General features: G+C 65.2%; 23 protein-coding genes. 11 read left to right on the top strand and 12 right to left on the bottom strand.

Annotated elements, in window-relative coordinates; all coding sequences use genetic code 11:
- Nucleotides 1–71: 71 nt before the first annotated feature.
- The 6 genes from fmdA to urtA form a co-directional block, all read right to left on the bottom strand.
- Nucleotides 72–1301, bottom strand: coding sequence for a formamidase (fmdA, locus tag QX048_RS18600; RefSeq protein ID WP_315827910.1), 1230 nt, complete (start codon nt 1299–1301; stop codon nt 72–74).
- 36 nt (nt 1302–1337) lie between these two features.
- Nucleotides 1338–2027 carry an urea ABC transporter ATP-binding subunit UrtE gene (urtE, locus tag QX048_RS18595; RefSeq protein WP_315827909.1) on the bottom strand — a complete coding sequence of 230 codons (690 nt, stop codon included), beginning with the start codon at nt 2025–2027 and terminating at the stop codon, nt 1338–1340.
- A gap of 203 nt (nt 2028–2230) precedes the next feature.
- Nucleotides 2231–2986, bottom strand: a complete 756-nt coding sequence (gene urtD, locus QX048_RS18590) for an urea ABC transporter ATP-binding protein UrtD (RefSeq protein WP_315751135.1) — start codon at nt 2984–2986, stop codon at nt 2231–2233.
- 10 nt (nt 2987–2996) lie between these two features.
- Nucleotides 2997–4136, bottom strand: coding sequence for an urea ABC transporter permease subunit UrtC (gene urtC, locus QX048_RS18585; protein ID WP_315827908.1), 1140 nt, complete (start codon nt 4134–4136; stop codon nt 2997–2999).
- Nucleotides 4137–4175: 39 nt separating this feature from the next.
- Nucleotides 4176–5102, bottom strand: a complete 927-nt coding sequence (gene urtB / locus QX048_RS18580; RefSeq protein WP_315751133.1) for an urea ABC transporter permease subunit UrtB — start codon at nt 5100–5102, stop codon at nt 4176–4178.
- 215 nt (nt 5103–5317) lie between these two features.
- Entirely contained in the window at nt 5318–6580 is a 1263-nt protein-coding gene (urtA, locus tag QX048_RS18575; RefSeq protein WP_315750826.1) for an urea ABC transporter substrate-binding protein, read from the bottom strand.
- Nucleotides 6581–6766: 186 nt separating this feature from the next.
- Between urtA and QX048_RS18570 the strand changes: the two genes are divergently transcribed.
- Entirely contained in the window at nt 6767–10141 is a 3375-nt protein-coding gene (locus QX048_RS18570) for an ATP-binding protein (RefSeq protein WP_315827907.1), read from the top strand.
- Nucleotides 10131–11048, top strand: a complete 918-nt coding sequence (locus tag QX048_RS18565) for a response regulator transcription factor (RefSeq protein WP_315750850.1) — start codon at nt 10131–10133, stop codon at nt 11046–11048. The genes QX048_RS18570 and QX048_RS18565 overlap by 11 nt, the downstream gene beginning before the upstream one ends.
- Before the next feature lie 225 nt (nt 11049–11273).
- Here QX048_RS18565 and QX048_RS18560 read toward each other — a convergent pair whose 3' ends face one another.
- Nucleotides 11274–12776 carry an NAD(P)/FAD-dependent oxidoreductase gene (locus QX048_RS18560; protein ID WP_316191831.1) on the bottom strand — a complete coding sequence of 501 codons (1503 nt, stop codon included), beginning with the start codon at nt 12774–12776 and terminating at the stop codon, nt 11274–11276.
- A gap of 110 nt (nt 12777–12886) precedes the next feature.
- Nucleotides 12887–13657, bottom strand: coding sequence for a S1 family peptidase (locus tag QX048_RS18555; protein ID WP_410052173.1), 771 nt, complete (start codon nt 13655–13657; stop codon nt 12887–12889).
- A gap of 91 nt (nt 13658–13748) precedes the next feature.
- Here QX048_RS18555 and QX048_RS18550 point away from each other — a divergent pair, with 91 nt between their 5' ends.
- A complete protein-coding gene (locus QX048_RS18550) occupies nt 13749–14384 on the top strand; it encodes an HAD-IA family hydrolase (protein WP_315750818.1) in 636 nt (211 codons plus the stop codon).
- 89 nt (nt 14385–14473) lie between these two features.
- Here QX048_RS18550 and mtnA read toward each other — a convergent pair whose 3' ends face one another.
- The 3 genes from mtnA to QX048_RS18535 all read right to left on the bottom strand — a co-directional run bounded on the left by mtnA (nt 14474) and on the right by QX048_RS18535 (nt 16830).
- Nucleotides 14474–15580, bottom strand: a complete 1107-nt coding sequence (gene mtnA, locus QX048_RS18545) for an S-methyl-5-thioribose-1-phosphate isomerase (protein WP_315717039.1) — start codon at nt 15578–15580, stop codon at nt 14474–14476.
- An 11-nt stretch (nt 15581–15591) separates the two neighbouring features.
- On the bottom strand, nt 15592–16467 hold the full coding sequence (locus QX048_RS18540) for an S-methyl-5'-thioadenosine phosphorylase (RefSeq protein ID WP_315827905.1): 876 nt from the start codon (nt 16465–16467) through the stop codon (nt 15592–15594).
- 90 nt (nt 16468–16557) lie between these two features.
- Entirely contained in the window at nt 16558–16830 is a 273-nt protein-coding gene (locus tag QX048_RS18535; protein WP_315717167.1) for a phosphopantetheine-binding protein, read from the bottom strand.
- 342 nt (nt 16831–17172) lie between these two features.
- Here QX048_RS18535 and QX048_RS18530 point away from each other — a divergent pair, with 342 nt between their 5' ends.
- Genes QX048_RS18530 through QX048_RS18520 form a run of 3 tightly spaced genes read left to right on the top strand, consistent with a single transcriptional unit; the run spans nt 17173 to nt 20325 of the window.
- The gene (locus QX048_RS18530; RefSeq protein ID WP_316185581.1) at nt 17173–18399 is read left to right on the top strand and encodes an acyl-CoA dehydrogenase family protein; all 1227 of its coding nucleotides are present in this window, start codon (nt 17173–17175) and stop codon (nt 18397–18399) included.
- A 42-nt stretch (nt 18400–18441) separates the two neighbouring features.
- Nucleotides 18442–19404 carry an amino acid--[acyl-carrier-protein] ligase gene (locus QX048_RS18525; RefSeq protein WP_316200608.1) on the top strand — a complete coding sequence of 321 codons (963 nt, stop codon included), beginning with the start codon at nt 18442–18444 and terminating at the stop codon, nt 19402–19404.
- Between the two features lie 39 nt (nt 19405–19443).
- Entirely contained in the window at nt 19444–20325 is an 882-nt protein-coding gene (locus tag QX048_RS18520; protein ID WP_316191835.1) for an acyl-CoA acyltransferase, read from the top strand.
- Between the two features lies 1 nt (nt 20326).
- Here QX048_RS18520 and QX048_RS18515 read toward each other — a convergent pair whose 3' ends face one another.
- Entirely contained in the window at nt 20327–21214 is an 888-nt protein-coding gene (locus QX048_RS18515) for a branched-chain amino acid aminotransferase (RefSeq protein WP_316191836.1), read from the bottom strand.
- Between the two features lie 141 nt (nt 21215–21355).
- Between QX048_RS18515 and QX048_RS18510 the strand changes: the two genes are divergently transcribed.
- The 5 genes from QX048_RS18510 (at nt 21356) to QX048_RS18490 (ending at nt 26555) form a co-directional block, all read left to right on the top strand.
- Complete coding sequence (locus QX048_RS18510) at nt 21356–22312, top strand: alpha/beta hydrolase (RefSeq protein WP_315827903.1); 957 nt, start codon at nt 21356–21358, stop codon at nt 22310–22312.
- Nucleotides 22313–22462: 150 nt separating this feature from the next.
- Nucleotides 22463–23767: an O-acetylhomoserine aminocarboxypropyltransferase/cysteine synthase family protein gene (locus QX048_RS18505; protein ID WP_315717032.1), complete on the top strand. Its 1305-nt coding sequence runs from the start codon at nt 22463–22465 to the stop codon at nt 23765–23767.
- Nucleotides 23768–23779: 12 nt separating this feature from the next.
- On the top strand, nt 23780–24760 hold the full coding sequence (locus tag QX048_RS18500) for a homoserine O-succinyltransferase (RefSeq protein WP_316191837.1): 981 nt from the start codon (nt 23780–23782) through the stop codon (nt 24758–24760).
- An 87-nt stretch (nt 24761–24847) separates the two neighbouring features.
- Entirely contained in the window at nt 24848–26089 is a 1242-nt protein-coding gene (locus QX048_RS18495; protein ID WP_316191838.1) for a DUF763 domain-containing protein, read from the top strand.
- Between the two features lie 4 nt (nt 26090–26093).
- Nucleotides 26094–26555 carry an NUDIX domain-containing protein gene (locus QX048_RS18490; protein ID WP_315717029.1) on the top strand — a complete coding sequence of 154 codons (462 nt, stop codon included), beginning with the start codon at nt 26094–26096 and terminating at the stop codon, nt 26553–26555.
- Nucleotides 26556–26570: the final 15 nt, after the last annotated feature.

Genomic DNA, 26570 nt, shown 5'->3' with positions numbered 1-26570 from the left:
TCTCCATCTCACGCGGCGGATGCGGGGCGGCCGATACGCTGCCGTCCCGCACCCATCGCGCAGGGAGACCGCTATTTGTCCGGCGAGATCGGCATCTGGATGTCGCCCTTGATGTGCTTGATCGGACCCGCCGACGACGGCATCACGTCGAAGTCGAAGATCTCGGTCGGCAGCCACAAGGTGGCGCAGGCGTTGGGCACGTCGACCACGCCGGAGATGTGGCCCTGCACCGGCGCGGTGCCGAGGATCGAATAGGCCTGGGCGCCGGAGTAGCCGAACTTCTTCAGGTACTCGATGGCGTTGAGACACGCCTGGCGATAGGCGATGTGGACGTCCAGATAGTGCTGCTTGCCGGTCTCATCGACCGAGATGCCCTCGAAGATCAGGTAGTCGCGATAATTGGGCGTGATCGGCGACGGCTTGAAGATCGGGTTCTTGATGCCGTACTTCGCCACACCATCCTTGATGACGTCGACCTTGATGTGCAGCCAGCCCGCCATCTCGATGGCGCCGCAGAAGGTGATCTCACCGTCGCCCTGGCTGAAGTGCAGGTCGCCCATCGAGAGGCCGCCGCCGGGCACGTAGACCGGGAAGTAGATCTTCGAGCCGCGCGACAGGTCCTTGATGTCGCAATTGCCGCCATGCTCGCGCGGCGGCACGGTGCGGGCGCCCTCGGCGCCGATCTTGGCCTTGACGTCGCCCTTGGCCTGGCCGGCATGCGCGGTCGGCGCGAACGGCGGGTTGGCGAGACCGGGCACACGGGTCGGGTTGGTGGCGATCAGCGCATTCTCACGCTCGTTCCAGGTCGCGAGCAGCTTCGGATCGGGCAGACAGCCGATCAGGCCGGGATGGATGAGGCCAGCGAAGTTCACGCCGGGCACGTGGCGCGACGAGGTGTAGAGGCCCTTGATGTCCCAGATCGACTTCTGCGCCAGCGGGAAATGGTCGGTCAGGAAGCCGCCGCCGTTTTGCTTGGAGAAGAAGCCGTTGAAGCCCCACAGGCTCTCCTTCAGCGGACCGACATCGAGCAGGTCGACGACCAGGAGGTCGCCCGGCTCGGCGCCCTTGACACCGATCGGGCCGGACAGGAAGTGCACGATCGACAAATCGATGTCGCGCACGTCGTCGGCGGAGTCGTTGTTCTTGATGAAGCCGCCGGTCCAGTCATAGGTCTCGATGATGAAGTCGTCACCCGGATTGACCCACTCCACCATCGGAATGTCCGGGTGCCAGCGGTTGTGGACCTTGTCGTTCTCGTAGGCCGATTTGGTCAGATCGACCTTGATCAGTGTGTCAGGCATCAGAAGCTCCCCTTGTTACTTGCTTGCACGGAGTGGTTAGACGGACAGATATTTCGAGACCTGCACAGCATCGACCTGGTCGCGCGGATCGTCGCGGACGATCTCGCCGTTCTCGATCACCAGCACGCGGTCGGCGATGTCGAGCGCAAAGCTCAGCACCTGCTCGGAGACGACGATCGACAACCCCTTCTCGTCGCGGATGCGCTTCAGGGTGCGCGCCATCTCCTTGATGATCGACGGCTGGATGCCCTCGGTCGGCTCGTCGAGCAGCAGCACCTTCGGCTTGGTGGCGAGCGCGCGCGCGATCGCGAGCTGCTGCTGCTGGCCGCCGGAGAGATTGCCGCCACGGCGTCCCTTCATCTCGAGCAGCACCGGGAACAGCTCGTAGATGTCGCCGGGCACCTCGGACCCGCCGGACACGACGAGCCCGGTCTCGATGTTCTCCTTCACCGTCATGGTCGAGAAGATCATGCGGCCCTGCGGCACGTAAGCGAGGCCCTTGGCGACACGCTCATAGCTCTTCAGGCTTGCGAGCTCGGCGCCGTCCATCGCGATCGAACCGCTCTTGGCCGGCAGGATGCCCATCAGCGACTTCATCAGCGTGGTCTTGCCCATGCCGTTGCGCCCCATGATCGCAACGATCTCGTTGGGCGCGACCTTGACGTTCAGGCCATGCAGCACCTCGCTCTGGCCATAGGCGACATGGAGATCGGAGATTGCGAGCATCGGATATCTTCCTATGCAAGAGGGAGTGAGACGGCCGATCGAGCGGCATTGGCACTAAGCTCCCTCCCCCCTTGTGGGGGAGGGTTGGGGAGGGGGGGCTCCGGGCGAGACTGCCCGTGTGGACCCCCACCCCCGACCCCTCCCCGCAAGGGGGAGGGGGGGCGCAGCGAGGGTGTGGATCGAGCGATTTCCCGAGCATCGGCTCAGTGCCCCAGATAGACTTCGACGACCTTGGGGTCGTTCTTGACCCGCTCCATCGTGCCCTCGGACAGGATCTGGCCCTGGTGCAGCACGGTGACCTTGTGAGCAATGTCCTCGACGAACTTCATGTCGTGCTCGATGACGAGCACCGAGCGGTCCTTGATGATGCGATTCAGCAGCTCGGCGGTCTTGGCGCGCTCGCTGACGCTCATGCCGGCGACGGGCTCGTCGAGCATCAGAAGGTCCGGGTTCTGGATCAGCAGCATGCCGATCTCGAGCCACTGCTTCTGACCGTGGCTGAGCACGGCCGCCGAGGTCTTGAGACGATCCTTGAGGAAGATCATCTCGGCGACCTCCTCGACGCGATCCTTGACTGCGGCGTCACGCTGGAAAGTCAGCGAGCCGAAAACGGTGCGACCGCGCGGAAACGAGATCTCGAGATTCTCGAACACGGTGAGATCCTCGAACACCGACGGCGTCTGGAACTTGCGGCCGACGCCGGCCTTGACGATCTCGTTCTCGCGCAGCTTCGTCAGCTCCTTGCCGCGGAACTGGATCGAGCCCGAGGTCGCCTTGGTCTTTCCGCAGATCAGGTCGAGCACAGTGGTCTTGCCTGCGCCGTTCGGGCCGATGATCACGCGGATCTCGTTCTCCTCGACATAGAAGGAGAGATCGTTGACCGCCTTGAAGCCGTCGAACGACACGGTGAGCGCTTCGACCGCGAGCAGGAATTCCTTGGGCTGATGACCGATGAGCATCGCTGTGTCCTCACTCTGCGGGGGCGCCGTTGGCGACGAGGCCGCCATTGCCGGATTTCTTGGTGCGGAAGGCCAGTAGCTTGTCGATGCGCGGCTGCACGTAGTCGCCCCAGATGCCGGCGAGGCCGTTTGGGAAAGCGAGGACGACGGCGATGAACAGCGCTCCCAGGCCAAACAGCCAGAGCTGCGGGAACGTCTCCGAGAGGCTGGTCTTGGCAAAGTTGACGAGGAGCGAGCCGTAGACCGCGCCGAAGATCGAGAGCCGGCCGCCGACCGCGGTGTAGATCACCATCTCGATCGACGGCACGATGCCGACAAAGGACGGCGACATGAAGCCGACTTCCAAGGTGAACAGCGCGCCGCCGACTGCGGCGAACACGGCGGCCGCGCAGAAAGCAAAGATCTTGAAATTGGCGACGCTGTAGCCTGAGAAGCGGACCCGGTCCTCCTGCTCACGCATCGCCACCAGGATGCGGCCGAGCTTGGTCAGCCGGATGAACTGGGCGACGAGGATCGCTGCGAACAGGAAGAACACCTCGACGAAGTAGAGGATGTACTTGGCGTGGTCGGTGCGGATGTCCCAGCCGTGCAGCGTGCGCAGGTCGGTGATGCCGTTGATGCCGCCGGTGTAACCCTGCTGTCCCACGATCAGGATCGTCATGATCGCCGCGATCGCCTGGGTGATGATTGCGAAGTACACGCCGCCGACCCGCCGCTTGAACATCGCAGCGCCGATGATGAAGGCGAAGATCGCCGGCACCAGGATGATCGCGGCGAGCGCGAACGGGAAACTCTGGAACGGCTTCCAGAAGAACGGCAGCTGCGTCAGCTGATTCCAATCCATGAAGTCCGGAATGCCCGGCGTCGACTGGATCTTGGTGTTGGCGACGCTGGAGGCTTCCAGCTTGAGGAACATCGCCATGCAGTAGCCGCCAAGGCCGAAGAACACGCCCTGCCCGAGGCTGAGAATGCCGCCATAGCCCCAGCACAGCACCAGGCCGATCGCGACGAAGGAATACGTCAGATACTTCGCGACGAGGTTGAGGCGGAAGATGTCGAGTGCCAGCGGCAGGATGACGACGAGCAGCAGCAGCAGCGAAGCGAAGCCGATGAGCTCGGAGCGGTTGAAGAAGCGCGTGTTGATGATCATGACCGTGCCTTCTGATTCCCTATTCCCTGCGCGTTTCGGCTACTTGCGGACCTTCAGGGCAAACAGCCCCTGGGGGCGCAGCATCAGGATCGCGACGATCGCCAACAGCGTGAGCACCTTGGCCATCGAGCCGGACATGAAGAACTCCATGGTCGACTGCGCCTGGGAGATGGTGAAGGCCGATGCGATGGTACCGAGCAGGCTGGCGGCGCCGCCGAACACGACGACCAGGAACGTATCGACGATGTAGAGCTGTCCGGCGGTCGGACCGGTCGAGCCGATCATGGTGAAGGCGGAGCCGGCGACCCCGGCGATGCCGCAGCCGAGGCCGAAGGTGTAGCGGTCGACTTTCTCGGTGTTGATGCCGACGGCGCCCGCCATGACGCGGTTCTGCACCACAGCGCGCACCTGCTTGCCCCAGCGCGACAGGAACAGCACGTAGGCCACGACGATCGTGATCAGGATGGTCAAGCACATCACGAACATGCCGTTGATTGGGATCTGGATGGCGTCGGTCGCCTGCCAAGAGCCCATCATCCAATCCGGCAACTCGACGCCGACCTCGCGCGCGCCGAACACGGAACGATAGGCCTGCTGCAGGATCAGGCTGAGACCCCAGGTGGCGAGCAGCGTGTCGAGTGGCCGCCTGTAGAGACGGCGGATCATCGCCCACTCGACCAGCATGCCGAGGGATCCGGAGGCGATGAAGGCGAAGATCATCGCGACGAAGAAGGAGCCAGGAAACAACGAGGGCAGGAAATGCTGGAAGGCGTTCGACGTCATCCAGGTGACGTAGGCGCCGAGGATCATGAACTCGCCATGCGCCATGTTGATGACGCCCATCTGGCCGAAGATGATGGCAAGCCCCAGCGCCATCAGCACATAGACCGAAAACAGGATGAGGCCCGCGAAGCCCTGCATCGCGAAGATGGCCCCGAGGTCGCCGATGGAATAGTCACCGAACATGATCCGTCCTCTCGTGATGCCCTGCTGCAAAATGGATCGGCGCCGGCACAGTGTGTCCGCAGCCAAGATCGCTCCCTCCCCCCTTGTGGGGGAGGGCTGCGGGTGGGGTACCCCCCCTCCCCAGCCCTCCCCCACAAGGGGGGAGGGAGCGCACTTCCCGCGCAGCAGCATCAGCGATCTCATTCGCCTGTTGCTATGAGACGCGACAGATCAGCTCACTGGTAGCCCTTCGGAAACGGATCGGGCTCGACCAAGTCGGCGGTCTCGTAGATCAGCTCATACTGACCATCCGCCTTGGCGCGGCCGACGCGGGTCTTGGACCAGAGATGGTGGTTCTCGTGGATCCGAACGTAGCCTTCCGGCGCGCCCTTGAACTCGATGCCAGGCGAGGCGGCGGCGACCTTGTCGATGTCGAAGCTGCCGGCCTTTTCCACCGTCAGCTTCCACAGCCACGGACCGAGGTAAGCGGCTTGCGTCACGTCGCCGATGACGGTCTTCTCGCCCCACATCTTCTTGAATTCGGCGACGAAGGCCTTGTTGTTCGGATTGTCGAGCGACTGGAAGTACTTCATGCAGGCGTAGGCGCCCGCGATGTTCTCGCCGCCGATGCCGTCGATTTCGTCCTCGGTCACGGAGATGGTGAGCAGCGTCTGCTTCGACATGTCGATGCCGGCCGCCTTGAGCTGCTTGTAGAACGCGACGTTGGAGCCGCCGACGATGATCGCGTAGATCACGTCCGGCTTGGTCAGCTTGATCTTGTTGATGACCGAATTGAACTGGGTGTGGCCGAGCGGGAAGTATTCCTCGCCGACGACCTTGCAGCCCTGCAGATGGCCCTCGATGTGCTTGCGCGCGATCTTGTTCGAGGTGCGCGGCCAGATGTAGTCGGAGCCGAGCAGATAGAAGGTCTTCGCGCCCTTGGTCTTGTTGACCCAGTCGAGGCCGGCGATGATCTGCTGGGTGGCTTCCTGGCCGGTGTAGATGACGTTCTTGGACTGCTCGAGGCCTTCGTAGAAGGTCGGGTAGTACAGCATGCCGTTGTACTGCTCGAACACCGGCAGCACCGCCTTGCGCGAGGCAGAGGTCCAGCAGCCCATCACGGCGGCGCATTTGTCGTTGACCAGCAGCTTCTTCGCCTTCTCGGCGAAGGTCGGCCAGTCGGACGCGCCGTCTTCCTGGATGTACTTGATCTTGCGGCCGAGCACACCGCCCGCGGCATTGATCTGCTCGATCGCGAGCTTCTCGGCCTGCACTGACCCGGTCTCGGAGATCGCCATGGTGCCTGTGACCGAATGCAGAATACCGACGGTGACTTCGCTATCCGTGACTGCAAGGCCGGTGGTGTTGACAGCGGAGGTTGCGGGGCCGGCGCCGAAGGACGGCCGCGGCATCATGGCCAGCGCCGGGATCGCGGCCATTCCCATCAGCAACTGCCGCCGAAGCGGCGACTTCAGGCCCTTTTTCGTTTCGTCTGACATGAGCACCCCATTCATTTGGTTCGAGGACACGCGTTGGGTCAGACGAAGGATGGCGCGCTTTGTGCAACGCACGGATACGCAAGATTGCGTATACTGCACCGCAAAAGCGCGACGTAGGCTCTGCGTAAGTCTTGCGAGGGGCAGGACGAGCGTGCGGACAAGCGCTCGCGGGTGAGGAGTTCGAGAGTGGCAGGGCGGCAGCGGATCGACCGCGTCAGGCGCCAATACAACCAGTGGGTCGCCAACCAGACGTTGGAGGACTATGCGCTCCGTTTCACGGCCAAGAGCGCACGGCGCTGGTCGGCCGCCCGCGTCGCCAACACCGCGCTGGGCGCGATCTCGTTCCTCGCACTCGAGGCCATCGGCGGCACCATTACGCTGAACTATGGCGTCACCAACGCGACCGCCGCGATCCTGGTCGCCAGCGTCATCATCTTCTGTTGCGGCCTGCCGATCGCCTATCATGCGGCCAAATGCGGCATCGACATCGACCTGCTGACCCGCGGCGCCGGCTTCGGCTATATCGGCTCGACCGTCACCTCGCTGATCTACGCGTCGTTCACCTTCATCTTCTTCGCCATCGAGGCGGTCATCCTGGCTTCGGCGCTGGAGATGTGCTTCGGCATTCCCCGGCCGATCGGCTATCTCATCAGCGCCGTCGTCATCATCCCGCTCGTCACCTACGGCATCACCCTGATCAGTCGCTTCCAGCTATGGACGCAACCGCTATGGGTCGTGCTGCACATCCTGCCCTTTGCCGCAATCGCCTATGCCAGCCCGCACTCCTTTGTCGAATGGCAGCAGTTTCCCGGCGAGCACGGCGATCCCATGGGCCATCTCGATCTGGCGCTGTTCGGGACCGCGGCGGCGGTCGTGTTCTCGCTGGTCGCCCAGATCGGCGAGCAGGTCGACTTCCTGCGCTTCCTGCCGCGCGACAGCCGCACATCGAAGCGTTCGTGGTGGATCGCGCTGCTGTCGGCCGGACCTGGCTGGATCGTGCTCGGGGCACTGAAGCTACTGGCAGGCTCGTTCCTCGCCTTCTTCGCGCTGAGCCACGGAGTCTCCGCCGACCACGCCGCCGAACCCGCGCACATGTATCTGGAGGCGTTCCGCTATGTCTTGGCCCGGCCGGACCTGGCGCTTGCGTTGACCGGCACCTTCGTGATCGTCTCCCAGATCAAGATCAACGTCACCAATGCCTATGCCGGCTCGATCGCCTGGTCGAACTTCTTCTCCCGCCTGACCCACAGCCACCCCGGCCGCGTGGTCTGGCTGGTGTTCAACGTCGTCGTCGCGCTGCTGCTGATGGAGATCGGCGTCTACAAGGCGCTGGAGCAAACGCTGGCGCTGTACTCCAACATCGCGATCTCCTGGGTCGGCGCGCTGGTCGCCGACCTCGTGATCAACAAGCCGCTGGGCCTGCGCCCGCCGCAGATGGAGTTCAAGCGAGCCCATCTCTACGACATCAACCCGGTCGGTGTCGGCGCGATGACGATCGCGACGATCGTCTCGATCAGCGCCTTCTATGGCCTGTTCGGGCCGACCGGAAAGGCGCTGTCGACCTTCGTCGCGCTCGGCGTCGCGCTCGTCACCGCGCCTGCGATCGCCTATCTGACCGACGGCAAATACTATCTGGCACGCAAGCCAAAGCGGAGCTGGCAGAACATCGAGCGGATCCAATGCTGCATCTGTGAGCATCAGTTCGAGCCGGAGGACACCGCCTCTTGCCCGGCCTATGCGGGTCCGATCTGCTCGCTGTGCTGCTCGCTCGACGCCCGCTGCCACGACCTGTGCAAGCCGCACGCGCGGGCACAGGCGCAGGTCGCAGCGGCGCTCAGCGGCATGCTGCCAGAGCCGTTGCTGGCCAAGATCAACTCGCAGCTCGGTCACTATGTCGGTGTATTTCTGACATCGGCCGGGCTCGTCGCACTGACGCTCGGCATGATCTATCTGGAGACCTCGGCGGCGCTCCCGGGCTTCAAGGGCATCATCTCCGACGTGCTGTGGAAGGTGTTCTTCGCCCTGTCCATCATCATCGGCGTGGTGACCTGGCTGTTCGTGCTGGCGCAGCAGAGCCGTCGCGCCGCCGAGGCCGAGACACGCCGGCAGACGCAGCTGTTGATTCAGGAGATCGAGGCGCACAAGCGCACTGACGCCGAGCTGCAACGCGCCAAGGAGGTGGCGGAGTCGGCCAATCTCGCCAAGAGCCGCTATGTCGTCGGCCTCAGCCATGAGCTGCGCTCGCCGCTGAACGCGATCTCCGGCTATGCGCAACTGCTCGAGCAGGACACGAGCCTCGCACCGAAGCCGCGGGACCAGGTCCGCGTCGTCCGCCGCAGCGCCGATCATCTGTCCGGCCTGATCGACGGCATTCTCGATATTTCCAAGATCGAGGCCGGGCGACTTTATCTGTCGCGCGACGAGGTCCGCCTGAGCGAATTCCTCGATCAGCTCGTGGGCATGTTCCGATTGCAGGCTGCGGCGAAGGGCGTCGACTTCGTGTTCAAGCGGCCTGCCGTACTGCCGCTGGTCGTCTATGCCGACGAGAAGCGGCTGCGCCAGATCCTGATCAACCTGCTGTCGAATGCCATCAAATTCACTGGGGAAGGCAGCGTCCAGTTCGTCGTGCATTATCGGAGCCCGGTGGCCGAATTCGAGGTGATCGACACCGGTCCGGGGATCCAGCCTGACGATCTGGAGCGCATCTTCGCGCCCTTCGAGCGCGGCGCGCTCGGGGTTGCGCAGCCGCAGACAGGTACGGGGCTCGGCCTGACGATCAGCCGTCTGCTCGCCGGCGTCATGGGCGGCGACATCAAGGTCGTGAGCAAAGTCGGCGCGGGCAGCACGTTCAAGGTCAAGATCCTGCTGTCGGAGGTCACCAACCCGACACGGCATCCACCGGTGAAGGCGCCGGTGGCCGGCTATCTCGGGCCGCGCAGGACGATTCTGATCACCGACGATGATCCTGTGCATCGCGACCTCCTGCGCGAGGTGCTGACGCCGCTCGGCTTCATCCTGCTGAGCGCGCCCGACGGTCCCGCCTGCCTCGCGCTTGCACAACATTGCCAGCCGGATCTGTTCGTTCTGGACATCTCGATGCCCGGCATGGACGGCTGGACAGTGGCCGAGACCTTGCGCAACAGCGGTCATCATCAGGCCCGGATCCTGATGACATCTGCGAGCGCGCTCGAAGCGCACGGCCGGCCGTTGGCGCAACCATTTCACGACAGCTACCTGATGAAGCCGATCGACATCCCAAGGCTGCTGGAGGCGATACGTCAATTGCTGAAGCTCGAATGGAGCTACCAGACCGATATCCCCGTGGTTTCGCCACGCTGGCGGCCGGACACCGGATCCAGGCCCCCGCTCAACTATGTCGAGGAGTTGATGAGCCTCGGCCAGATCGGCTACATCAGGGCCATTCAGCTCAAGCTCGACGATATCCGCAATGCGCATCCGGAGCATGCCGACTTCGTCGCACATATGCGCACGCTCGTTGACCGCTTCGATCTCGATCAGTACATGGCAACTCTGAAGACCTTGCATGCCTATGAGCACTGACAGCAGGAAGCGTGACGTCGCGCTGGTAGTCGACGACTCGCCAGAAACGCTTCGGCTGCTCACCGACGCGCTGGATAGCGCCGGCATGACCGTGATGGTGGCGCTCGACGGCGCGGCCGCGATGCGCATCGTCGACCAGATCACGCCGGACATCATCCTGCTCGACGCGGTCATGCCGGGCATGGACGGCTTCGAAACGTGCCGCAAGCTGAAGCGCGAGGCCGGCCTCTCCAACGTCCCCGTGATCTTCATGACCGGGCTCGCCGATACCGAGCATATCGTGAAAGGACTGGAGGCCGGCGGCGTCGATTACGTCACCAAGCCCATCGCGGTCTCGGAAATGCTGGCGCGCATCCGCGTACATCTCGCCAACGCCCGGATGACGCAGAGCGCGCGCGCCGCGCTCGACGTCTCCGGTCGCTTCCTGCTCGCCGTCAACCGCGAGGGACGGCTGATGTGGGCAACGCCGCAGGCGCAGAAGCTGCTGTCGGACAGTCTTGGCACCGCCGACGACCTCGTGCTGCCGGAGGCGCTGCGGCTGTGGCTGGATCAGGCGCAGAACGGCAAGGGCGGTGCGAAGGCCGCCGCTTCGATCCCGGATCATCCCGAACTGCGCCTCTACTACATGGGCGGAGCCGGGCCCAACGAGTTCCTGCTGCGGCTCGCCAAGGAGTCCTCCGGTGAGCTGCCCAAGGAGTTCTCCAGCGAGTTCGGTCTCACCACGCGCGAGGGCGAAGTGCTGTCATGGCTCTCCAAGGGCAAGACCAACCGCGACATCGCGCAGATCCTGGGACTGAGTCCGCGCACGGTCGACAAGCACCTCGAGCAGATCTACGCCAAGCTCGGCGTCGAGAACCGCACCGCCGCCGCGGCGGTCGCGACGGGGGTGACGCGGCGGGAGGGATGAGGCGGGAGGATGAGGCGGGCCGACCAGCGCGCCCCAACCATCACTGCCGTCCCGCGCAAGCCCTGCGGCGCGAAGCGCCGGCGGGCGCCGACCCGGGACCGATACCGCGTGATGCCGCTTGAGGCAGGACGAAGTTGACGTTGTGCCCAACACACCTGTCGGTGGCTATGAATCCCCGCTTTCGCGGGGACGACGTCTTTGGAGCGGCACACCGGCCGCTAAAGCTCACCCATACACGAACGCCGGATCATCCAGATCGATCGCCGGGATCTGGTCCTTCTCGCTCCAATAGTCCTGGCTGTGCTGCCACTCCGGCTTGTCGCCGCGCTTGGGCAGCAGGTGCATGTTGCGCATCATGTAGCCGGGGTTGAAGTTCTCCGGGTCGATCCATGGCAGCAGCGGCATGTTGTGATCCTCCGGGCGCAGCGCCGGCACGACCTTGCTCACGCCTTTTTCCTTCATGTGCGCGAGCAGGCGGCACACGAAATCCGCGACGAGGTCCGTGCGCAACGTCCAACTGGCGCGGAAATAGCCGAACACCCAAGCCAGGTTCGGCACGCCGGTGAACATCATGCCGCGATAGGTCACGGTGTCGGCGAAGTCGAGCGGCTTGCCGTCGATCGAGAATGCGATGTCGCCGAGCACGCAAAGATCGAAGCCGGTCGCGGTGACGATGATGTCGGCCTTGAGCTCGTCGCCGGACTTCAGCTTGATGCCGTCTTCCGTGAACCGCTCGATCTCGTCGGTCACGACCGAAGCCTTTCCGCTCTTGATGCCCTCGAACAGGTCGGCGTCCGGTACGAAGGCGATGCGCTGCCGCCACGGACGGTAGCTCGGCGTGAAGTGCTTGGCGGTGTAGTCGGGTCCGAGGATGGCGCTGATCTGGCCGATCAGCTCCTTCTTCACCTGGTCGGGCTCGGTCAGGCAGCGCTTGGTGAACCAATCCTGTTCGAACAGGATCTTGCGCCTGACGATCTCATGGATCCATTCCTCCTTCACCTGCAGTCTCCGCAGCTCCTCGGCCAGCTCGATCGCATTGCGGCCGATGCGGAAGTAGGTCGGCGAGCGCTGCAGCATGGTCACGTGTGCGCATTGGCCCGCGATCGATGGCAGGATGGTCGCGGCGGTCGCACCGGAGCCGATGACCACGACCTGCTTGCCCGTGAGATCGAGATCCTCGGGCCAGACCTGCGGATGCACGATGCGGCCCTTGAACTCCGCCATGTCCGGCCACTCTGGCGTGTAGCCTTTGGAGTGGCGGTAGTAGCCCTGGCACATCCAGAGGAAATTCGTTGTAAAGGTGGCGGGCTGCTGATCCCTGCCCTTCACCGCCTGCACCGTCCAGAGACCGGTCGCGCTCGACCAGCTCGCCGACACGATGCGGTGGCCATAGCGAATGTGCCGGCCGAGATCGTTCTCCTCGATCACGTCGCCCATGTATTTGAGGATCTCTTCCGCGGTCGCGATCGGCGGGCCGACCCATGGCTTGAAGCTGTATCCGAACGTATGCAGGTCGCTGTCGGAGCGGATGCCGGGATAGCGGTGCGTCCGCCAGGTGCCGCCGAAGCTGTCCTGGCTCTCCAGGATCACGAAACGCTTGTCGGGCATCTGCCTGCTCAGCTGATAGGCGCTGCCGATGCCGGAGATGCCGGCGCCGACGATCAGCACGTCGAAATGTTCGGTCGCGTGCGAGGACGCGGCCTCCCGGATGGGCGCGATGACGTTCATGTGGGTCCCTGGGCTTTGGTCTTGATGTTGTTTCCTCGCGTGACAGGCTGAACCCGATCACGACGATGGTCAACCCGCGACGGTGAGCCGCAACCCAGCCCTGAACGATCTCAATTTCCGCTGAGCGGCATGCCCCATTGCCGCGCGGTCTGTGCGACCCAATCGCGATATAGCGTAAGCGGCGTGACGCCGGTCATGCCGCCGCAGCCGGCGCCGAGATTCGGTCCGGTCGACCATGAGATGACGCCGATCACCACCTGCCCCCGCGGCTGCGTCTCGAACGCAGGGCCGCCGGAGTCGCCGGTGCATCCGCCCAGTCCGGACCGCGCGCCTTGCGTCGCCGGATCGACCAGCCGGATCTGCAACGTGCCTGGCTTCCCCGTCGCAACCAACGCAGCCCCACGCACCACGCCGCCGCTCTTGCCGTCGCCGGGAATCGCGACGCCGATCCCTGCGACCGTGAACGCGTTGCCGGCGGCAAGCGGCGGCTGCGGCGCGCCGAGCGCCACCGGCACGCGCGCCTCCGCGGGCGCCTCCAATTCCAGCAGCGCGACATCGGCGGTGGCGCGATGTGCCAGGATGGCCTGCACGCTGAAGCTCGGATGCACCGCCACCCGCCGGACCGTCTTGAGAACCGGCTTGCGGTCACGATCGTATTCCACGATGCGGTAATCGAGCCCCGGCGGCACGCAATGCCCGGCGGTCAGCACCAGCTTCGGAGCAATCAGCGCGCCGCTGCAAAAATTGCCGCGCGAGCCGACGATCGTGACCACGGACCGGCCGATGCCGTCATTCAGCGCCGGCGCGTTGCCGACGATGGCGAGGATTGGCGATGGCGCCAGCAGGACGGCGGCTGCAATGATTGCGTGAGACGGCTTCATCGCGGCAGCAATAGCGGCTGCCGCCGAGGTCGCCAAGTGCGGCGTCCCGTGCTAGCGATCATCCAGGGATCGAGGGAGGACGGGGACTGACATGGTCGAGGCGGTGATCTTTGATTTCGGTGGCGTGATGACGACATCGCCGTTCGAGGCATTCGCGCGGTTCGAGAAGGAGCGCGGCTATCCCGTCGACATCATCCGCAACACCAATGCTGCCAACCATCTCGAGAACGCCTGGGCGAAATTCGAGCGCGCCGAAATCGACCTTGAGACGTTTGATAGGTTGTTCGCCGAGGAGTCGCTGGCACTCGGTGGCGCAGCGGTCAGCGGGCGCGAGGTGCTGCCGCTGCTCGCCGGCGATCTCCGGCCCGACATGGTCGAGGCGCTCCGACGCATCAAGGCGGAATGCAAGACCGGCTGCATCACCAACAATCTCCCGGCGAACGCAACCGGTAGCCAGGGCGGCCGCTCGTTGTACGTCGCGGAGGTGATGGTGCTGTTCGATCACGTGATCGAATCGGCCAAGATCGGGCTGCGCAAGCCCGATCCCCGGATCTACCAGATGATGACCGAGACGCTCGGAGTCAGCCCCGCGGACTGCGTCTACCTCGACGATCTCGGCATCAACCTGAAGCCGGCGCGCGAGATGGGCATGACCACGATCAAGGTCGTCAGCGCATCGCAGGCGATCGCGGAGCTGGAAGCGGCGACGGGATTGAGCCTGCGCTGATCGTCATTGCGCGGCGAACTTGCGCCGAAGCAATCCAGAGGCTTCGTGGGATTCTTGATTGCGTCGCTGCGCTCGCAACGACGCTGATCTCAATAGTTCGTCTGTTTGGCCCGCTCCGGAAAAGCCGCCGCCAGTGCTGCGCCGTCGGCCCGCAGCACGCCACGCTCGGTGATCAGCCCGCTCACCAGCCGGGCCGGGGTGACGTCGAAGCCGTAGTTCGCGACTGGCGATCCCGGCGGCACGATGCGCACGGTCTCGATGCGGCCGTCGGCGGTGCGGCCGGTCATCTCGGTCACCTCCTGCGCACTGCGCTGTTCGATCGGGATCTGCCGTCCCTCGGCAACGGCAAAGTCGATCGTGGGCGACGGCAGCGCGACATAGAACGGCACACCATTGTCATGCGCGGCCAGCGCCTTCAGATAGGTGCCGATCTTGTTGCAGACGTCGCCATTGGCGGCGACGCGGTCGGTGCCGACGATGGCGAGATCGACCATCCCATGCTGCATGAGATGGCCGCCGGTGTTGTCCGGGATGACGGTATGCGCCACGCCGTGATGCCCGAGTTCCCAGGCAGTCAGCGAGGCGCCCTGATTGCGCGGCCGGGTCTCGTCGACCCAGACATGGATCGGAATGTCGCGATCGTGCGCGAGATAGATCGGCGCGGTCGCCGTGCCCCAATCAACGGTCGCAAGCCAGCCGGCATTGCAGTGGGTCAGCACGTTCACGACTTCGCCCGGCTTCTTGCGCGCCGCGGCCGCCTCGATCAGCGCGAAGCCGTGCGCGGCGATGCCCTGGTTGATCGTGACGTCCTCGCCGGCAATGTCGACGGCGCGGGAATAGGCCGCATCGCGACGCTCCGACGGCGCCAGCCGGCGCAGCATGGTGCTCATCGTGTCGAGCGCCCATTTCAGGTTGATCGCCGTCGGCCGCGTCGCGATCAGCATCTCGTAGGCGCGGTCGATGCCGGGATCGGAGCGGTCGTCGCGCATCGCCAGCGCCATGCCGAACGCGGCGGTAGCGCCGATGAGCGGCGCACCGCGGACCAGCATGCCGCGGATCGCGTCAGCGGCCTCCTCGCATGTCGTGATCTTCGCCACCACGAACTCGTGCGGCAATCGGCGCTGATCGATCGCGCAGACCGACCAGCCGTCGGAGTCGAGCCAGATGCTGCGATAGTGCCGTCCGTCCACCTTCATGTTCGCCCCCCTCAGCCGCGCAAGATACGGCCTGCGACCGCATCGAGCTTCTTCAGAAGCTCGGGATCGCGCGCCTCCGGCGCAGTGATCAAGGCTGTGTCGAGCGCACGGTCGGAGCCGATCGGGCACGGTTCGTGCTCGCGAGGAAACTCGCGGGCGAGCCGCGAGACCAGTGATTTGGCCTTGTCGGCGTTGGTGGTGAGCACGCGAATGATGTCCTGCACGGTAACGGCGTCATGATCCGGATGCCAGCAGTCGAAGTCGGTCACCATTGCGACCGTCGCGTAGCAGATCTCGGCCTCGCGGGCGAGCTTCGCCTCCGGCATGTTGGTCATGCCGATCACCGAATAGCCTGACGCCTTGTAGGTCATGCTCTCGGCATAGGTCGAGAATTGCGGCCCCTCCATGCAGACATAGGTGCCGCCGCGCACGACCGCGATGCCTTCCGCCTCGGCCGCCGCCGCCAGATGAATGCGCAACCGCGGCGAAACCGGATGCGCCATCGACACGTGGGCGACGCACCCCTTGCCGAAAAACGAGCTCTCGCGCTTGTAGGTGCGATCGACGAACTGATCGACCAGCACGAAGGTGCCCGGCGGGAGCTCTTCCTTGAACGAGCCGCAGGCCGACAGCGACACCAGGTCGGTGACGCCAGCGCGCTTCAGCACGTCGATGTTGGCGCGATAATTGATGTCGGAGGGGGACAGCCGGTGTCCCTTGTCATGGCGCGGCAGGAACACGATCGGCAGGCCCGCGATCGTCCCCCGGCGTACCGGCGCCGACGGCTCACCCCAGGGGCTCGCGATCACCTCTTCGCGGGCATCTTCCAGCCCCGGCAGATCATAGATGCCTGAGCCGCCGATAATGCCAAGCACAGCCTTCGTCATGACGTCCCCATCTCCAACCGAGACGAGAATGCCAGCTTTGCGACGAATTGAAAACAGCGACGCGGTGATCCGTGGGGCGTGGCAACTGGATCAGGCAGCCTTGGCTGCCGCCAGCTGACCGCTCACCAGACGCTCCAGCGTGGCGACAGACTGGAAGTTCTCCGGCGTGATCAGCTCCTGCGGAATGGTGAAATCGAACTCCGCCTCAAGCGCCAGCATCAGGTTGACCATGTCCATGGACGTCAGCCCGATGTCGACGAGCTTTGCATCCGCCGTCACGTCGGCGGCCGTGGCGTTCTGCGCGAGGATATCGCGCACGAGCGCCACGATCCTGTGACTGACATCGACATCGAAACTCGGCATGGGGACCTCTTCACTCGCGGCTTGTTCGGGCACGTCGGATCTGATCGACGCTCGCGCAGGGAGATAATGCAATTCGGCGTCGAAAGAGTTACGCCGCAGCCCGTTCCAAGTCTGAACTCGCCTTAACGCTAACGGCTTGGTCCAGAATTCTCGGACCAAAACAACCAGGAATTAACCCCCACCCGTCGATGGCGCGGCGTTTACCCTGAATTTCGTCGACGTATTTGAATCAAATCCATACCCTGCGTGCAGCCCAAAGAAGGCGCAGTGCATCTGTCCTGATCTTGCGAGGACGCACGTGCCGATCTCTCAACGAGACAAAATCCGGAGTATCGATCGGTCATGACTCTCCAGGGAACCGCGCTTCGAAACCCGATCCCCGACGACGGCGAGAGCCTCCTGCTCGATCGCAGCGACCTGTTCCTGCAGCGGACCGCCGCTGTTGCCGCGCGGGCCGCCGCGGAAGCCGACGAGGTCGACCGTGACGGCCGCTTCCCCAAGGCCGCAATCGATGCGTCACGCGAGCACAAGCTGCTCGGGATGCAGATTCCGGTCGAGTTCGGTGGCTTCGGTGCCTCGATTCACGACATTGCCGATGCCTGCTATGCGCTCGGCCGCGCCTGCGCCTCCAGCGCCATGATCTTCGCCATGCACCAGACCAAGGTCGCCTGCCTCGTGCGTCACGGCCGCGGCAGCGCCTACATGGAATCCCTGATGCGCCGTATCGCATCCGAGCAGCTGCTGATGGCCTCGTCCACCACCGAGGGACAGAACGGCGGCAACATCCGCGCAAGCGCTGCGGCCGTCGGCCACGAGAATGGCCGCATCTCGCTGAAGCGCGACGCCACGGTCATCTCCTATGGCGCGGAAGCCGATGGCCTCGTCACGATTGCACGGCGCGCCGACGGCGCCGCCGCCTCCGATCAGGTGCTGCTGGCGCTGACCAGGGACGACTACACGATCTCGCGCACCCTTGGCTGGGAAACGCTGGGCATGCGCGGCACCTGCTCAACAGGATTCGCGCTCGAGGTGAGTTGTCCCTCCGACCGCATGTTCACCGAGCCCTATGAGCGCATCCACGGCCAGACGATGACGCCGTTCGCACATCTGTGCTGGTCGTCGGCCTGGGCCGGCATCGCTGCGGCTGCCGTGGAGCGCGCTCAGCGCTTCCTGCGCAAGGCCGCACGCGGCGCCGGCGGACAGATGCCGCCGGCAGCTGCGCATTACACCGCGGCGAAGATGGCGCTGGCCCGGCTGCGCGCGATGATCGTCACCAACATGGATGCCTTCGTCGCCCATGAGTATGACGAGCGGGCGCTGGGTTCGCTCGACTTCCAATCCTCCATCACGCTGTTGAAGGTGCAGGCCTCTGAACTTGCCGTCGAGACCGTGATGCATGCCATGCGCGCCTGCGGTCTCTCGGGCTATCGCAACGACGGCGAGTTCTCGATCGGCCGCCACCTGCGCGACGTTCTGTCGGCGCCGATCATGATCAACAACGACCGTATTCTCGCAAACATTGCCACGGCCAACTTGATGAGCACGGTACCGACTTCGCTCCATGAATGATCGCGCCGATTGCAGCCATTGCCTCCACCCAGGATTTGCACAATGACGATTCCCGTTCTCCCGCGGTCGCCCGAGATTGCACCCCAGCCGGCCGACGCGCTCGATCATCTGACCGGCGCGCTGTTCCATCGCATGGGCGCGGATGGCGTCTATGCGCGGACCGCGCTGTATGAAGGCGTGGTGGAGCGGCTCGCGACGCTCATCACGCGGCATCGCGAGCCCGGCACGGAGGTCATGCGCTTTCCGCCGGTCATGAGCCGCGCCCAGCTCGAAAAGTCGGGCTATCTCAAGAGTTTCCCCAACCTGCTCGGCTGCGTCTGCGGCCTGCACGGCACCGAGCGGGACATCCATGAAGCCGTGGCACGGTTCGACAAGGGCGGCGACTGGACCACCTCATTGTCACCAGCCGACCTCGTGCTGTCGCCCGCGGCCTGCTATCCGGTCTATCCGATCGCGGCGAGCCGCGGCGCGCTGCCGGTCGGCGGCCTGCGCTTCGACGTCGCGGCCGATTGCTTCCGCCGCGAGCCGTCGCGTCATCTCGACCGCCTGCAGTCGTTCCGGATGCGCGAATATGTCTGTATCGGCACGCCCGACGACGTCTCGGCATTCCGCGACCGCTGGATGGTAAAGGCACAGGCGATTGCGCGCGATCTCGACCTGTCGTTCCGCGTCGATCACGCCAGCGACCCGTTCTTCGGTCGCGTCGGCCAGATGAAGGCGGTCAGCCAGAAGCAGCAGGCGCTGAAATTCGAGCTGCTGGTGCCGTTGCGCTCGGAGGAGCAGCCCACCGCCTGCATGAGCTTCAACTATCATCGCGAGCATTTCGGCACCACCTGGGGCATCGACGATGCCGACGGTGCGCCGGCGCACACCGGTTGCGTGGCCTTCGGCATGGACCGCCTGGCAGTCGCGCTGTTCCACACCCACGGCATCGATCCGACGCGCTGGCCGTCGCGCGTGCGCGAAGCGCTGCAGTTCGAGCGCCAGGCAAGCACCGTCGGCTGACGCCACCAAGCCGCCGGCGAGGGATCGGCAGACCATCTCATGAGCGCGCTCCAGCCACCGATCCGGTGCCGCGAGATCGGAGCCTCCGATCTGGACGCGGTCGCCGATCTCTTGGCGCGCGGCTTTCCCCGGCGCCCCCGCCGCTATTGGTCGAGCGGCCTGCAGCGGCAGGCCGCGCGCCCGACGCCCGAGGGCTATCCACGCTACGGCTACCTGCTCGAGCAGGGCGGCAATGCGGTCGGGGTCCTGCTGCTGATCTACAGCAATCGAGGCACACCAGCGCAGCCCCGGATCTGGTGCAATCTATCGAGCTGGTATGTCGAGCCGGCGTTCCGCAACTACGCGACGATGCTCACCGCGATCGCCCAGCGGCGGCCCGATGTCACCTACGTCAACATCAGCGCCGCGCGCCGGACCTGGCCGATCATCGAGGCTCAGGGTTTTCGTGCCTATTGTCGCGGCCTGTTGTTTTCCATTCCGGTACTCTCGGCTGCGGGCCAGGGCGCTCGAGTCCAACAGGTCGCGGCAGATGCGCACGCTGTAGACGGCATTCCATCCGACGAAGCGGATCTGCTGATCCGCCACGCCGGCCATGGCTGTCTCAGCATCGTGGTCAGGTCGAAGCAGAGCAGCATTCCCCTGGTGCTGCAGCAGGCGCGCATCCGGCAAGGACGGTTCGCACTGCCCGCCATGCAGCTGATCTATTGCCGCGACATCTTAGACTATGTCGCCTGCGCCGGCGCCGTCGGCCGTTTCCTGCTGCTGCGGGGCCGCGTGTCCGTCATCGTCGACGCCAACGGACCGGTCGCCGGGCTGTACGGCGTCTACACCGAACGCCGCGGCCGCAAGTACATCAAGGGGCCGCAGCCGGCGCGGCTCGGCGATCTCAGCGACACCGAGCTTCCGATCTACGGACCCTGACCTATGCCGCCGCCCTGACCTGGTGCGCATAATCCCAGTACAGCCTGCGCGCACGGTTGAACACCGGACCGATCGGCAGCGCCCGCTCGTCGATGCGGATCACCGGCGCGACCTTGGCGAAGTTGCCCGATGAGAAGATCTCGTCGGCGTTCAGAAAATCGTCATACCGGAGCGTCGTCTCGACCACACTGACGCCGTCGCCTCGCAGCAATTCGATCACGCGCTGTCGCGTGATCCCGTTGAGGAAGGTTCCGTTCGGCACCGGCGTGAAGACAACGCCATCCTTGACCATGAACACGTTGGCATTGCCGAACTCGGCGACGTTGCCAAGCAGATCCAGCATCAGGCAATTGTTGAATCCGCGCGAGGCCGCCTCGATCAGCGCGCGCGAATTGTTCGGATAGAGGCAGGCCGCCTTGGCATCGACCGGCGCGCATTCGGCCGTCGGCCGCCGGAACGGCGACAGCGTGATGGCGTTGCCCGTCGGCTGCGGCATCGGCGCCTCATAGATGCACAGGCACCAATTGGTGGTCTCGGGATCGAACAGGACACCACCGCCGGCGCCGTGCTGCGCCCAGTACATCGGACGGATGTAGAGCTCGGCTCTTGCTGCGAAGCGCGCGACGCCCTCCCGCGCCAGCCCCATCCAGGTCTCGACGTCCACCACGGGTTTGAGCCGGAAATTGATCGCGGACTGATTCACCCGCGCGCAGTGCCGATCGAGATCGGGCATCACGCCTTCGAATGCGCGTGCCCCGTCGAACACGGTCGATGCGAGCCACGTCGCGTGGGTCCGGACGCCCATGATCGGCGCATTGCCCTCGCGCCATTCGCCGTCGAAGAAGGTCCAGGTCTGCGAGTAACTGACAGGCTTGACGATGTGGGTCATGGCGGCGCTCCCGTTCGGCATCGATCGTATCTGCACTTCTGGCGTGAATATTTTAAGGATTTCCCGGTCGCGACCTGCCGCTCATGATCGATTCACTGCTGATGGGCACAATGCCCGATGCCTTGGTTAACTGGAGCTGTCATGCCGCTCGACCCTCGCGCCCAGCGCCTGCTTTCGATGGTGGCGGCCGTTGTGACGGAAAGCCGGGAGCCTCCGAGTCCCCGGCAACGCCGGCAGTCGCTGGCGAAACTGATGCAGTTCGCGCGCAACGACTGCGGCGCCGCCATCACGCGGGACGGCGATTTCTCCGGTCCCTCCGGGCTGCTTCGTTATCGCCTGTATACGCCTGCAGCAGGCCTGGACGATACCGGGATGCCGCCCGGCTTCGTATACTTTCACGGCGGCGGTCTCGTGGCAGGCAGCATCGACACGCACGACAAGGTCGCCGCCGCGCTTGCCGCCGCCGCCGGCTGCCGGCTGCTCTCGATCGACTACCGTCTCGCTCCCGAGCACACGTTCCCCGCAGCAATCGAGGATGCGATCGCTGCGGTTCACTTCGCCATCGATCACGCGGCCGCGCTCGGCATCGACGGCAATCGCATTGTGATCGGCGGCGATTCCGCGGGCGCCACGCTCGCCGCCGCGGTTTGTCAGCAGGCTGCCGGCAGCACCGGTCTCAGGATCGCGCTGCAATGCCTGATCTGCCCGGTGCTTGATTTTTCCAACCCCTGGCCGTCGCGCGAGTTGTTCGGGACCGGCTATCTGATCGACAGGGCGACTTGGCAGGCCGACCTCGCCGACTATCTGGCCGGCGAGGTCGATGTCGCCAATCCACTGATATCGCCCTTGTGCCACGAGACGCTGGCTGGGCTTCCCCCCGCCGTGATCCACACCGCGGAGTTCGATCCGATGCGCGACGAGGGCAATGCCTATGCCGCACGACTCGCGGAGGCCGGCGTCACGGTCGCGCATGTCTGTCACGACGGCATGGTTCACAATTTCCACGCCCTCGGTGCGATCCTGCCGCAGGCGAAGGTCGCACTGGATCTGGTCGGGCAGCAGATCCGGTCGCTCCTGCGTGTCCCTGTTGCGCGCTAATTCGAAGCTCTTCGGCCACATATCGTTAGGGTTATTTCGTCGTTCTTGTCGCGAATTATTGCCCGCTTTACGCCTGCGCTCCTACAACGACACCACTCGCGGAATACGAGCAGCTCGCCGCATTGATCGAAGCGAGCGGGGAGATCGCCGATGCGCAACGAGACGATTGCAATCCACGCCGGCTATGAGCCGGAGGCGACCACCAAGGCCGTCGCGGTTCCGATCTATCAGACCGCCGCCTACGCCTTCGACAGCGCCGATCACGGCGCCGCGCTGTTCAATCTCGAAGCCGAGGGCTATCGCTACAGCCGGATCTCGAACCCGACCACGGCGGTGCTCGAGAAGCGCGTCACCGAGCTCGAGGGCGGCGTTGGCGCGCTCGCCGTCGGCACCGGGCAGGCGGCGCTTCACTTCGCATTCGTCAATCTTGCCGATGGCGGCGGCAACATCGTCTCGGTGCCACAGCTCTACGGCACCACGCACACGCTGCTCGGTCACATCCTGCCGCGCCAGGGCATCACCGGACGCTTTGCCGAAAGCGATGCGTCCGACGCCATCGAGCGTCTCATCGACGAAAACACCAAGGCCGTGTTCGCCGAGACGATCGGCAATCCCGCCGGCAATGTCTGCGACATCGAGGCGCTGGCGAAGGTCGCGCATCGCAACGGCGTGCCGCTGATCGTCGACAACACCGTCGCAACACCGATCCTGCTGCGGCCGTTCGATTACGGCGCCGACATCGCGGTGCATTCGCTGACCAAGTTTCTCGGCGGTCACGGCACGACGCTGGGCGGCATGCTGGTCGACAGCGGCAACTTCCCCTGGAAGGATCACGCCGACCGCTTTCCCGCCTTCACCCAGCCCGACGCGTCCTATCACGGGATGGTCTACACCGATCATTTCGGCCGCAGCGCCTATATCCAGCGCGCGCGCAGCGTCTATCAGCGGACCATGGGCGCGGTGCTGTCGCCGTTCAATGCCTTCCTGCTGCTGCAGGGCATCGAGACGGTCGCGCTGCGCATGGAGCGTCACGTCGAGAATGCACGCAAGGTCGCCGAATTCCTCCGCAACGATCCGCGCGTGGCGTGGGTCAACTACGCCGGTTTCGCCGACAGCCGCTATTATCCCCTGGTCCAGAAATATCTCGACGGCCGGGCGTCGTCGCTGTTCACATTCGGGATCAAGGGCGGCATGGAGGCGGGCAAGGCGTTCTACGACGCCCTGAAGCTGGTCACACGGCTGGTCAATATCGGCGATGCGAAGTCGCTGGCCTGCCATCCCGCATCGACCACGCATCGGCAAATGCCGCCGGACGACCAGCGCAAGGCGGGCGTCCTCCCGGAGACGATCCGGCTGTCGATCGGCATCGAGCATGTCAGCGACATCATCGAGGATCTCGACCAGGCGCTCGCCCAGGCCTGCCCTCGCACGCGTCAGCTGGATGCGGCGGAGTAGAGCGATCAGCCGATGACCCTGCTGTTCGACCGACATCGCAGGATCGCGAGCCCTGCCCTCGCGCCCGCCGAATTCGACGACCGCGGCCGACGCCCGATCGAGCTTTCGATCGGCCTCGTCAACAACATGCCGGACAGCGCCCTGAAGGCGACTGATCTCCAGATCGGCCGCCTGCTGCGGCAGTGCGCGCCGCGGCACGTCCGCATCCGCCTGCACTGCTTCTCGCTGCCCTCCATCTCTCGCTCGCAGGCGGCCAGGAGCCACGTCGCCCAGTCCTACGCCGACATCGGGTCGCTCGATCGGCTCGGCATCGACGGCCTGATCGTGACCGGCGCCGAGCCTGTCGCCGCGGCCTTGCGCGACGAGCCCTATTGGTCGGACCTCGCCTCCGTGATCGACTGGGCCAGAACCAACACGCGCTCGACCATCTGGTCGTGTCTCGCGGCCCACGCGGCCGTGCTGCATCTCGACGACATCGAGCGGCAGCGGCTGGCGAGCAAATGCTCCGGCATCTTCGACTGCGTGAAGGTCCAGGACGACTGGCTCACGCACGGCATCCATTTGCCGCTTCAGGTGCCGCACTCCCGCCTCAACGCCGTCAACGAGCCGCTGCTGGCGGAGCGCGGCTACGACATCCTGACCCGCTCGGACGAAGTCGGCGTCGACATTTTCGCGCGCTCGATGCCGAGCCGGTTCGTGTTCTTCCAGGGCCATCCCGAGTATGACGCGCTCTCCCTGCAGCGCGAATACATGCGTGACATCGCGCGCTTTCTCGCCGGGCAGCGCGACGACTACCCGCGGCTGCCGAAATCCTATTTCAGCGCCGAGAGCGAGGCGGTGCTCAACGCGTTCGAGTGGCGGGCCAAGGAAAGGCGCGACCCGACGCTGGCGGCCGAGCTCCCGGGATTGACGCTGCGGCCCGATCTCGCCGCAGAAAGCGCCGCCCAGACGCTGTTCAGCAACTGGATCGGTCATCTCGGGCAAACCGGATAGCGCCAAGGCCCGCCTTTCATCGGGGCGATCGCGCAATGGCGCGCTATCTGTTAGATTGGCACGGCACACTTCGCTTGCAAGGTTCCGATGGCCCGACGCACCGGCAGCGCCGATCTTCCGCTCCATTCCGGACGCGTCCCGGCCTGGCTCGGCACGCGCATGGCATCGCTCGGCGCCATCATCACCCAGGCGATCGTGCATCATTACGGCCGCGACGAATTCCTGGCGCGGATGTCGCATCCGTTCTGGTTCCAGTCGTTCGGCGCCGTCATGGGCATGGACTGGCATTCCTCCGGGATCACCACGAGCGTGATCGGCGCGCTGAAGCGCGGGCTGCAGCCGCTGTCCGGCGAGCTCGGCATCTACGTCTGCGGCGGCCGCGGCGAGCATTCGCGCAAGACGCCCGACGAGCTGCGCCTGCTCGGCGACCGGCTCGGCCTCGACGGCGAGGAGCTGGTGCGGACCAGCAAGCTCGTCGCCAAGGTCGACAGCGCCGCGGTGCAGGACGGCTTCGACCTCTATCTGCACGGCTTCTTCGTCACCGCCGACGGCAAATGGACCGTGGTGCAGCAGGGCATGAATGGCGACGCCCGCCAGGCCCGGCGCTACCATTGGCATTCGCAACAGCTCGCGAGCTTCGTCGACGCGCCGCACAGCGCCATCGACGGTCCCGTCCAGGGCGAGATCGTCAACCTCACCGACAAGCGCGCCGCGCCGTCGCGCGACGCCCAGCTCGAGCTGCTCACCGAGCTCGGCCCCGACCGCGTCGTCTCCGAGTTCGAACGGCTGAGCACGCCGGAGCCGGCGCAGGGCCTGCTGCCGCATCTCGTCATGCCGGCGCATCACGACGTCAGGCCGAAGGACGTATTCGCCCGCCGCCTCCACGGCACGCTGGCGGCCGCGGCCGAGCGCGGCCCGGTCGACTTCCCCGACCTGCTGCTGACGCCGGGCGTCGGCGCCCGCACCGTGCGCTCGCTCGCCATGGTCGCCGAGGTCGTGCACGGCGCGCCGTATCGCTTCGGCGACCCGGCGCGGTTCTCGCTGGCGCATGGCGGCAAGGACCGGCATCCCTATCCGGTGCCGATCAAGGTCTATGACGAGACCATCCGCGTGCTCAAATCGGCCGTCGGCAACGCCAAGCTCGGCCGCGACGAGGCGCTGTCGGCGCTGAAGCGGCTCGACGACCAGGCCCGCCGGCTGGAGCGCAGCGCGACCGGCCCCTCGCTCGATGCCTACATCGCGACGGAGCGCGCCGCCTCGCCAGAGCTCGACGGCCGTTCGGTGTTCGGCTGGGAGCGCGACCTCATCCAGCGCACCGGCGAGGCGTAGCGGCATGCCGGCGCGCAGCGCGGGCGTGCTCGCCTTTCGCCGCACCGCCGATGGACTCGAGGTGCTGCTGGTGCATCCCGGCGGCCCGTTCTGGCGCAACAAGGATCTCGGCGCCTGGTCGATCCCGAAGGGCGAGTTCGGCGCCGGCGAGGCGGCCGAGGCGGTGGCGCGGCGCGAATTCGCCGAGGAGCTCGGCACGACCCTGACGGCGCCGCTCGTTCCGCTCGGCGAGATCAAGCAGCGCGGCGGCAAGGTGGTCGAGGCATTCGCCGCCGAAATCGATCTCGATGCCGACAGCATCACCAGCAACGCGTTCGAGCTCGAATGGCCGCCGCGTAGCGGCCACGTCAGGCGTTTTCCCGAGGTGGACCGCGCCGCCTGGTTCGACCTCGCCGAGGCGAGGGTCCGGATCAATCCAGCCCAGGCCGCACTGCTCGACCGTCTCGTGGCGATCGGCGGAGGGTGAGCTGTCACCATCCGC

The organism is Bradyrhizobium sp. SZCCHNS30572, assembly GCF_032484415.1.
In the GTDB taxonomy this organism is placed as follows: domain Bacteria; phylum Pseudomonadota; class Alphaproteobacteria; order Rhizobiales; family Xanthobacteraceae; genus Bradyrhizobium.
The sequence above is the reverse complement of the archived record's forward strand: the minus strand, read 5'-3'. Positions and strand labels throughout refer to the sequence as shown.

Coding starts and splice junctions, on each gene's coding strand:
- fmdA (WP_315827910.1), bottom strand. CDS start 1,301: ATGCCTGACACACTGATCAAGGTCGATCTGACCAAATCGGCCTACGAG.
- urtE (WP_315827909.1), bottom strand. CDS start 2,027: ATGCTCGCAATCTCCGATCTCCATGTCGCCTATGGCCAGAGCGAGGTG.
- urtD (WP_315751135.1), bottom strand. CDS start 2,986: ATGCTCATCGGTCATCAGCCCAAGGAATTCCTGCTCGCGGTCGAAGCG.
- urtC (WP_315827908.1), bottom strand. CDS start 4,136: ATGATCATCAACACGCGCTTCTTCAACCGCTCCGAGCTCATCGGCTTC.
- urtB (WP_315751133.1), bottom strand. CDS start 5,102: ATGTTCGGTGACTATTCCATCGGCGACCTCGGGGCCATCTTCGCGATG.
- urtA (WP_315750826.1), bottom strand. CDS start 6,580: ATGTCAGACGAAACGAAAAAGGGCCTGAAGTCGCCGCTTCGGCGGCAG.
- QX048_RS18565 (WP_315750850.1), top strand. CDS start 10,131: ATGAGCACTGACAGCAGGAAGCGTGACGTCGCGCTGGTAGTCGACGAC.
- QX048_RS18560 (WP_316191831.1), bottom strand. CDS start 12,776: ATGAACGTCATCGCGCCCATCCGGGAGGCCGCGTCCTCGCACGCGACC.
- QX048_RS18555 (WP_410052173.1), bottom strand. CDS start 13,657: ATGAAGCCGTCTCACGCAATCATTGCAGCCGCCGTCCTGCTGGCGCCA.
- QX048_RS18550 (WP_315750818.1), top strand. CDS start 13,749: ATGGTCGAGGCGGTGATCTTTGATTTCGGTGGCGTGATGACGACATCG.
- mtnA (WP_315717039.1), bottom strand. CDS start 15,580: ATGAAGGTGGACGGACGGCACTATCGCAGCATCTGGCTCGACTCCGAC.
- QX048_RS18540 (WP_315827905.1), bottom strand. CDS start 16,467: ATGACGAAGGCTGTGCTTGGCATTATCGGCGGCTCAGGCATCTATGAT.
- QX048_RS18535 (WP_315717167.1), bottom strand. CDS start 16,830: ATGCCGAGTTTCGATGTCGATGTCAGTCACAGGATCGTGGCGCTCGTG.
- QX048_RS18530 (WP_316185581.1), top strand. CDS start 17,173: ATGACTCTCCAGGGAACCGCGCTTCGAAACCCGATCCCCGACGACGGC.
- QX048_RS18525 (WP_316200608.1), top strand. CDS start 18,442: ATGACGATTCCCGTTCTCCCGCGGTCGCCCGAGATTGCACCCCAGCCG.
- QX048_RS18520 (WP_316191835.1), top strand. CDS start 19,444: ATGAGCGCGCTCCAGCCACCGATCCGGTGCCGCGAGATCGGAGCCTCC.
- QX048_RS18515 (WP_316191836.1), bottom strand. CDS start 21,214: ATGACCCACATCGTCAAGCCTGTCAGTTACTCGCAGACCTGGACCTTC.
- QX048_RS18510 (WP_315827903.1), top strand. CDS start 21,356: ATGCCGCTCGACCCTCGCGCCCAGCGCCTGCTTTCGATGGTGGCGGCC.
- QX048_RS18505 (WP_315717032.1), top strand. CDS start 22,463: ATGCGCAACGAGACGATTGCAATCCACGCCGGCTATGAGCCGGAGGCG.
- QX048_RS18500 (WP_316191837.1), top strand. CDS start 23,780: ATGACCCTGCTGTTCGACCGACATCGCAGGATCGCGAGCCCTGCCCTC.
- QX048_RS18495 (WP_316191838.1), top strand. CDS start 24,848: ATGGCCCGACGCACCGGCAGCGCCGATCTTCCGCTCCATTCCGGACGC.
- QX048_RS18490 (WP_315717029.1), top strand. CDS start 26,094: ATGCCGGCGCGCAGCGCGGGCGTGCTCGCCTTTCGCCGCACCGCCGAT.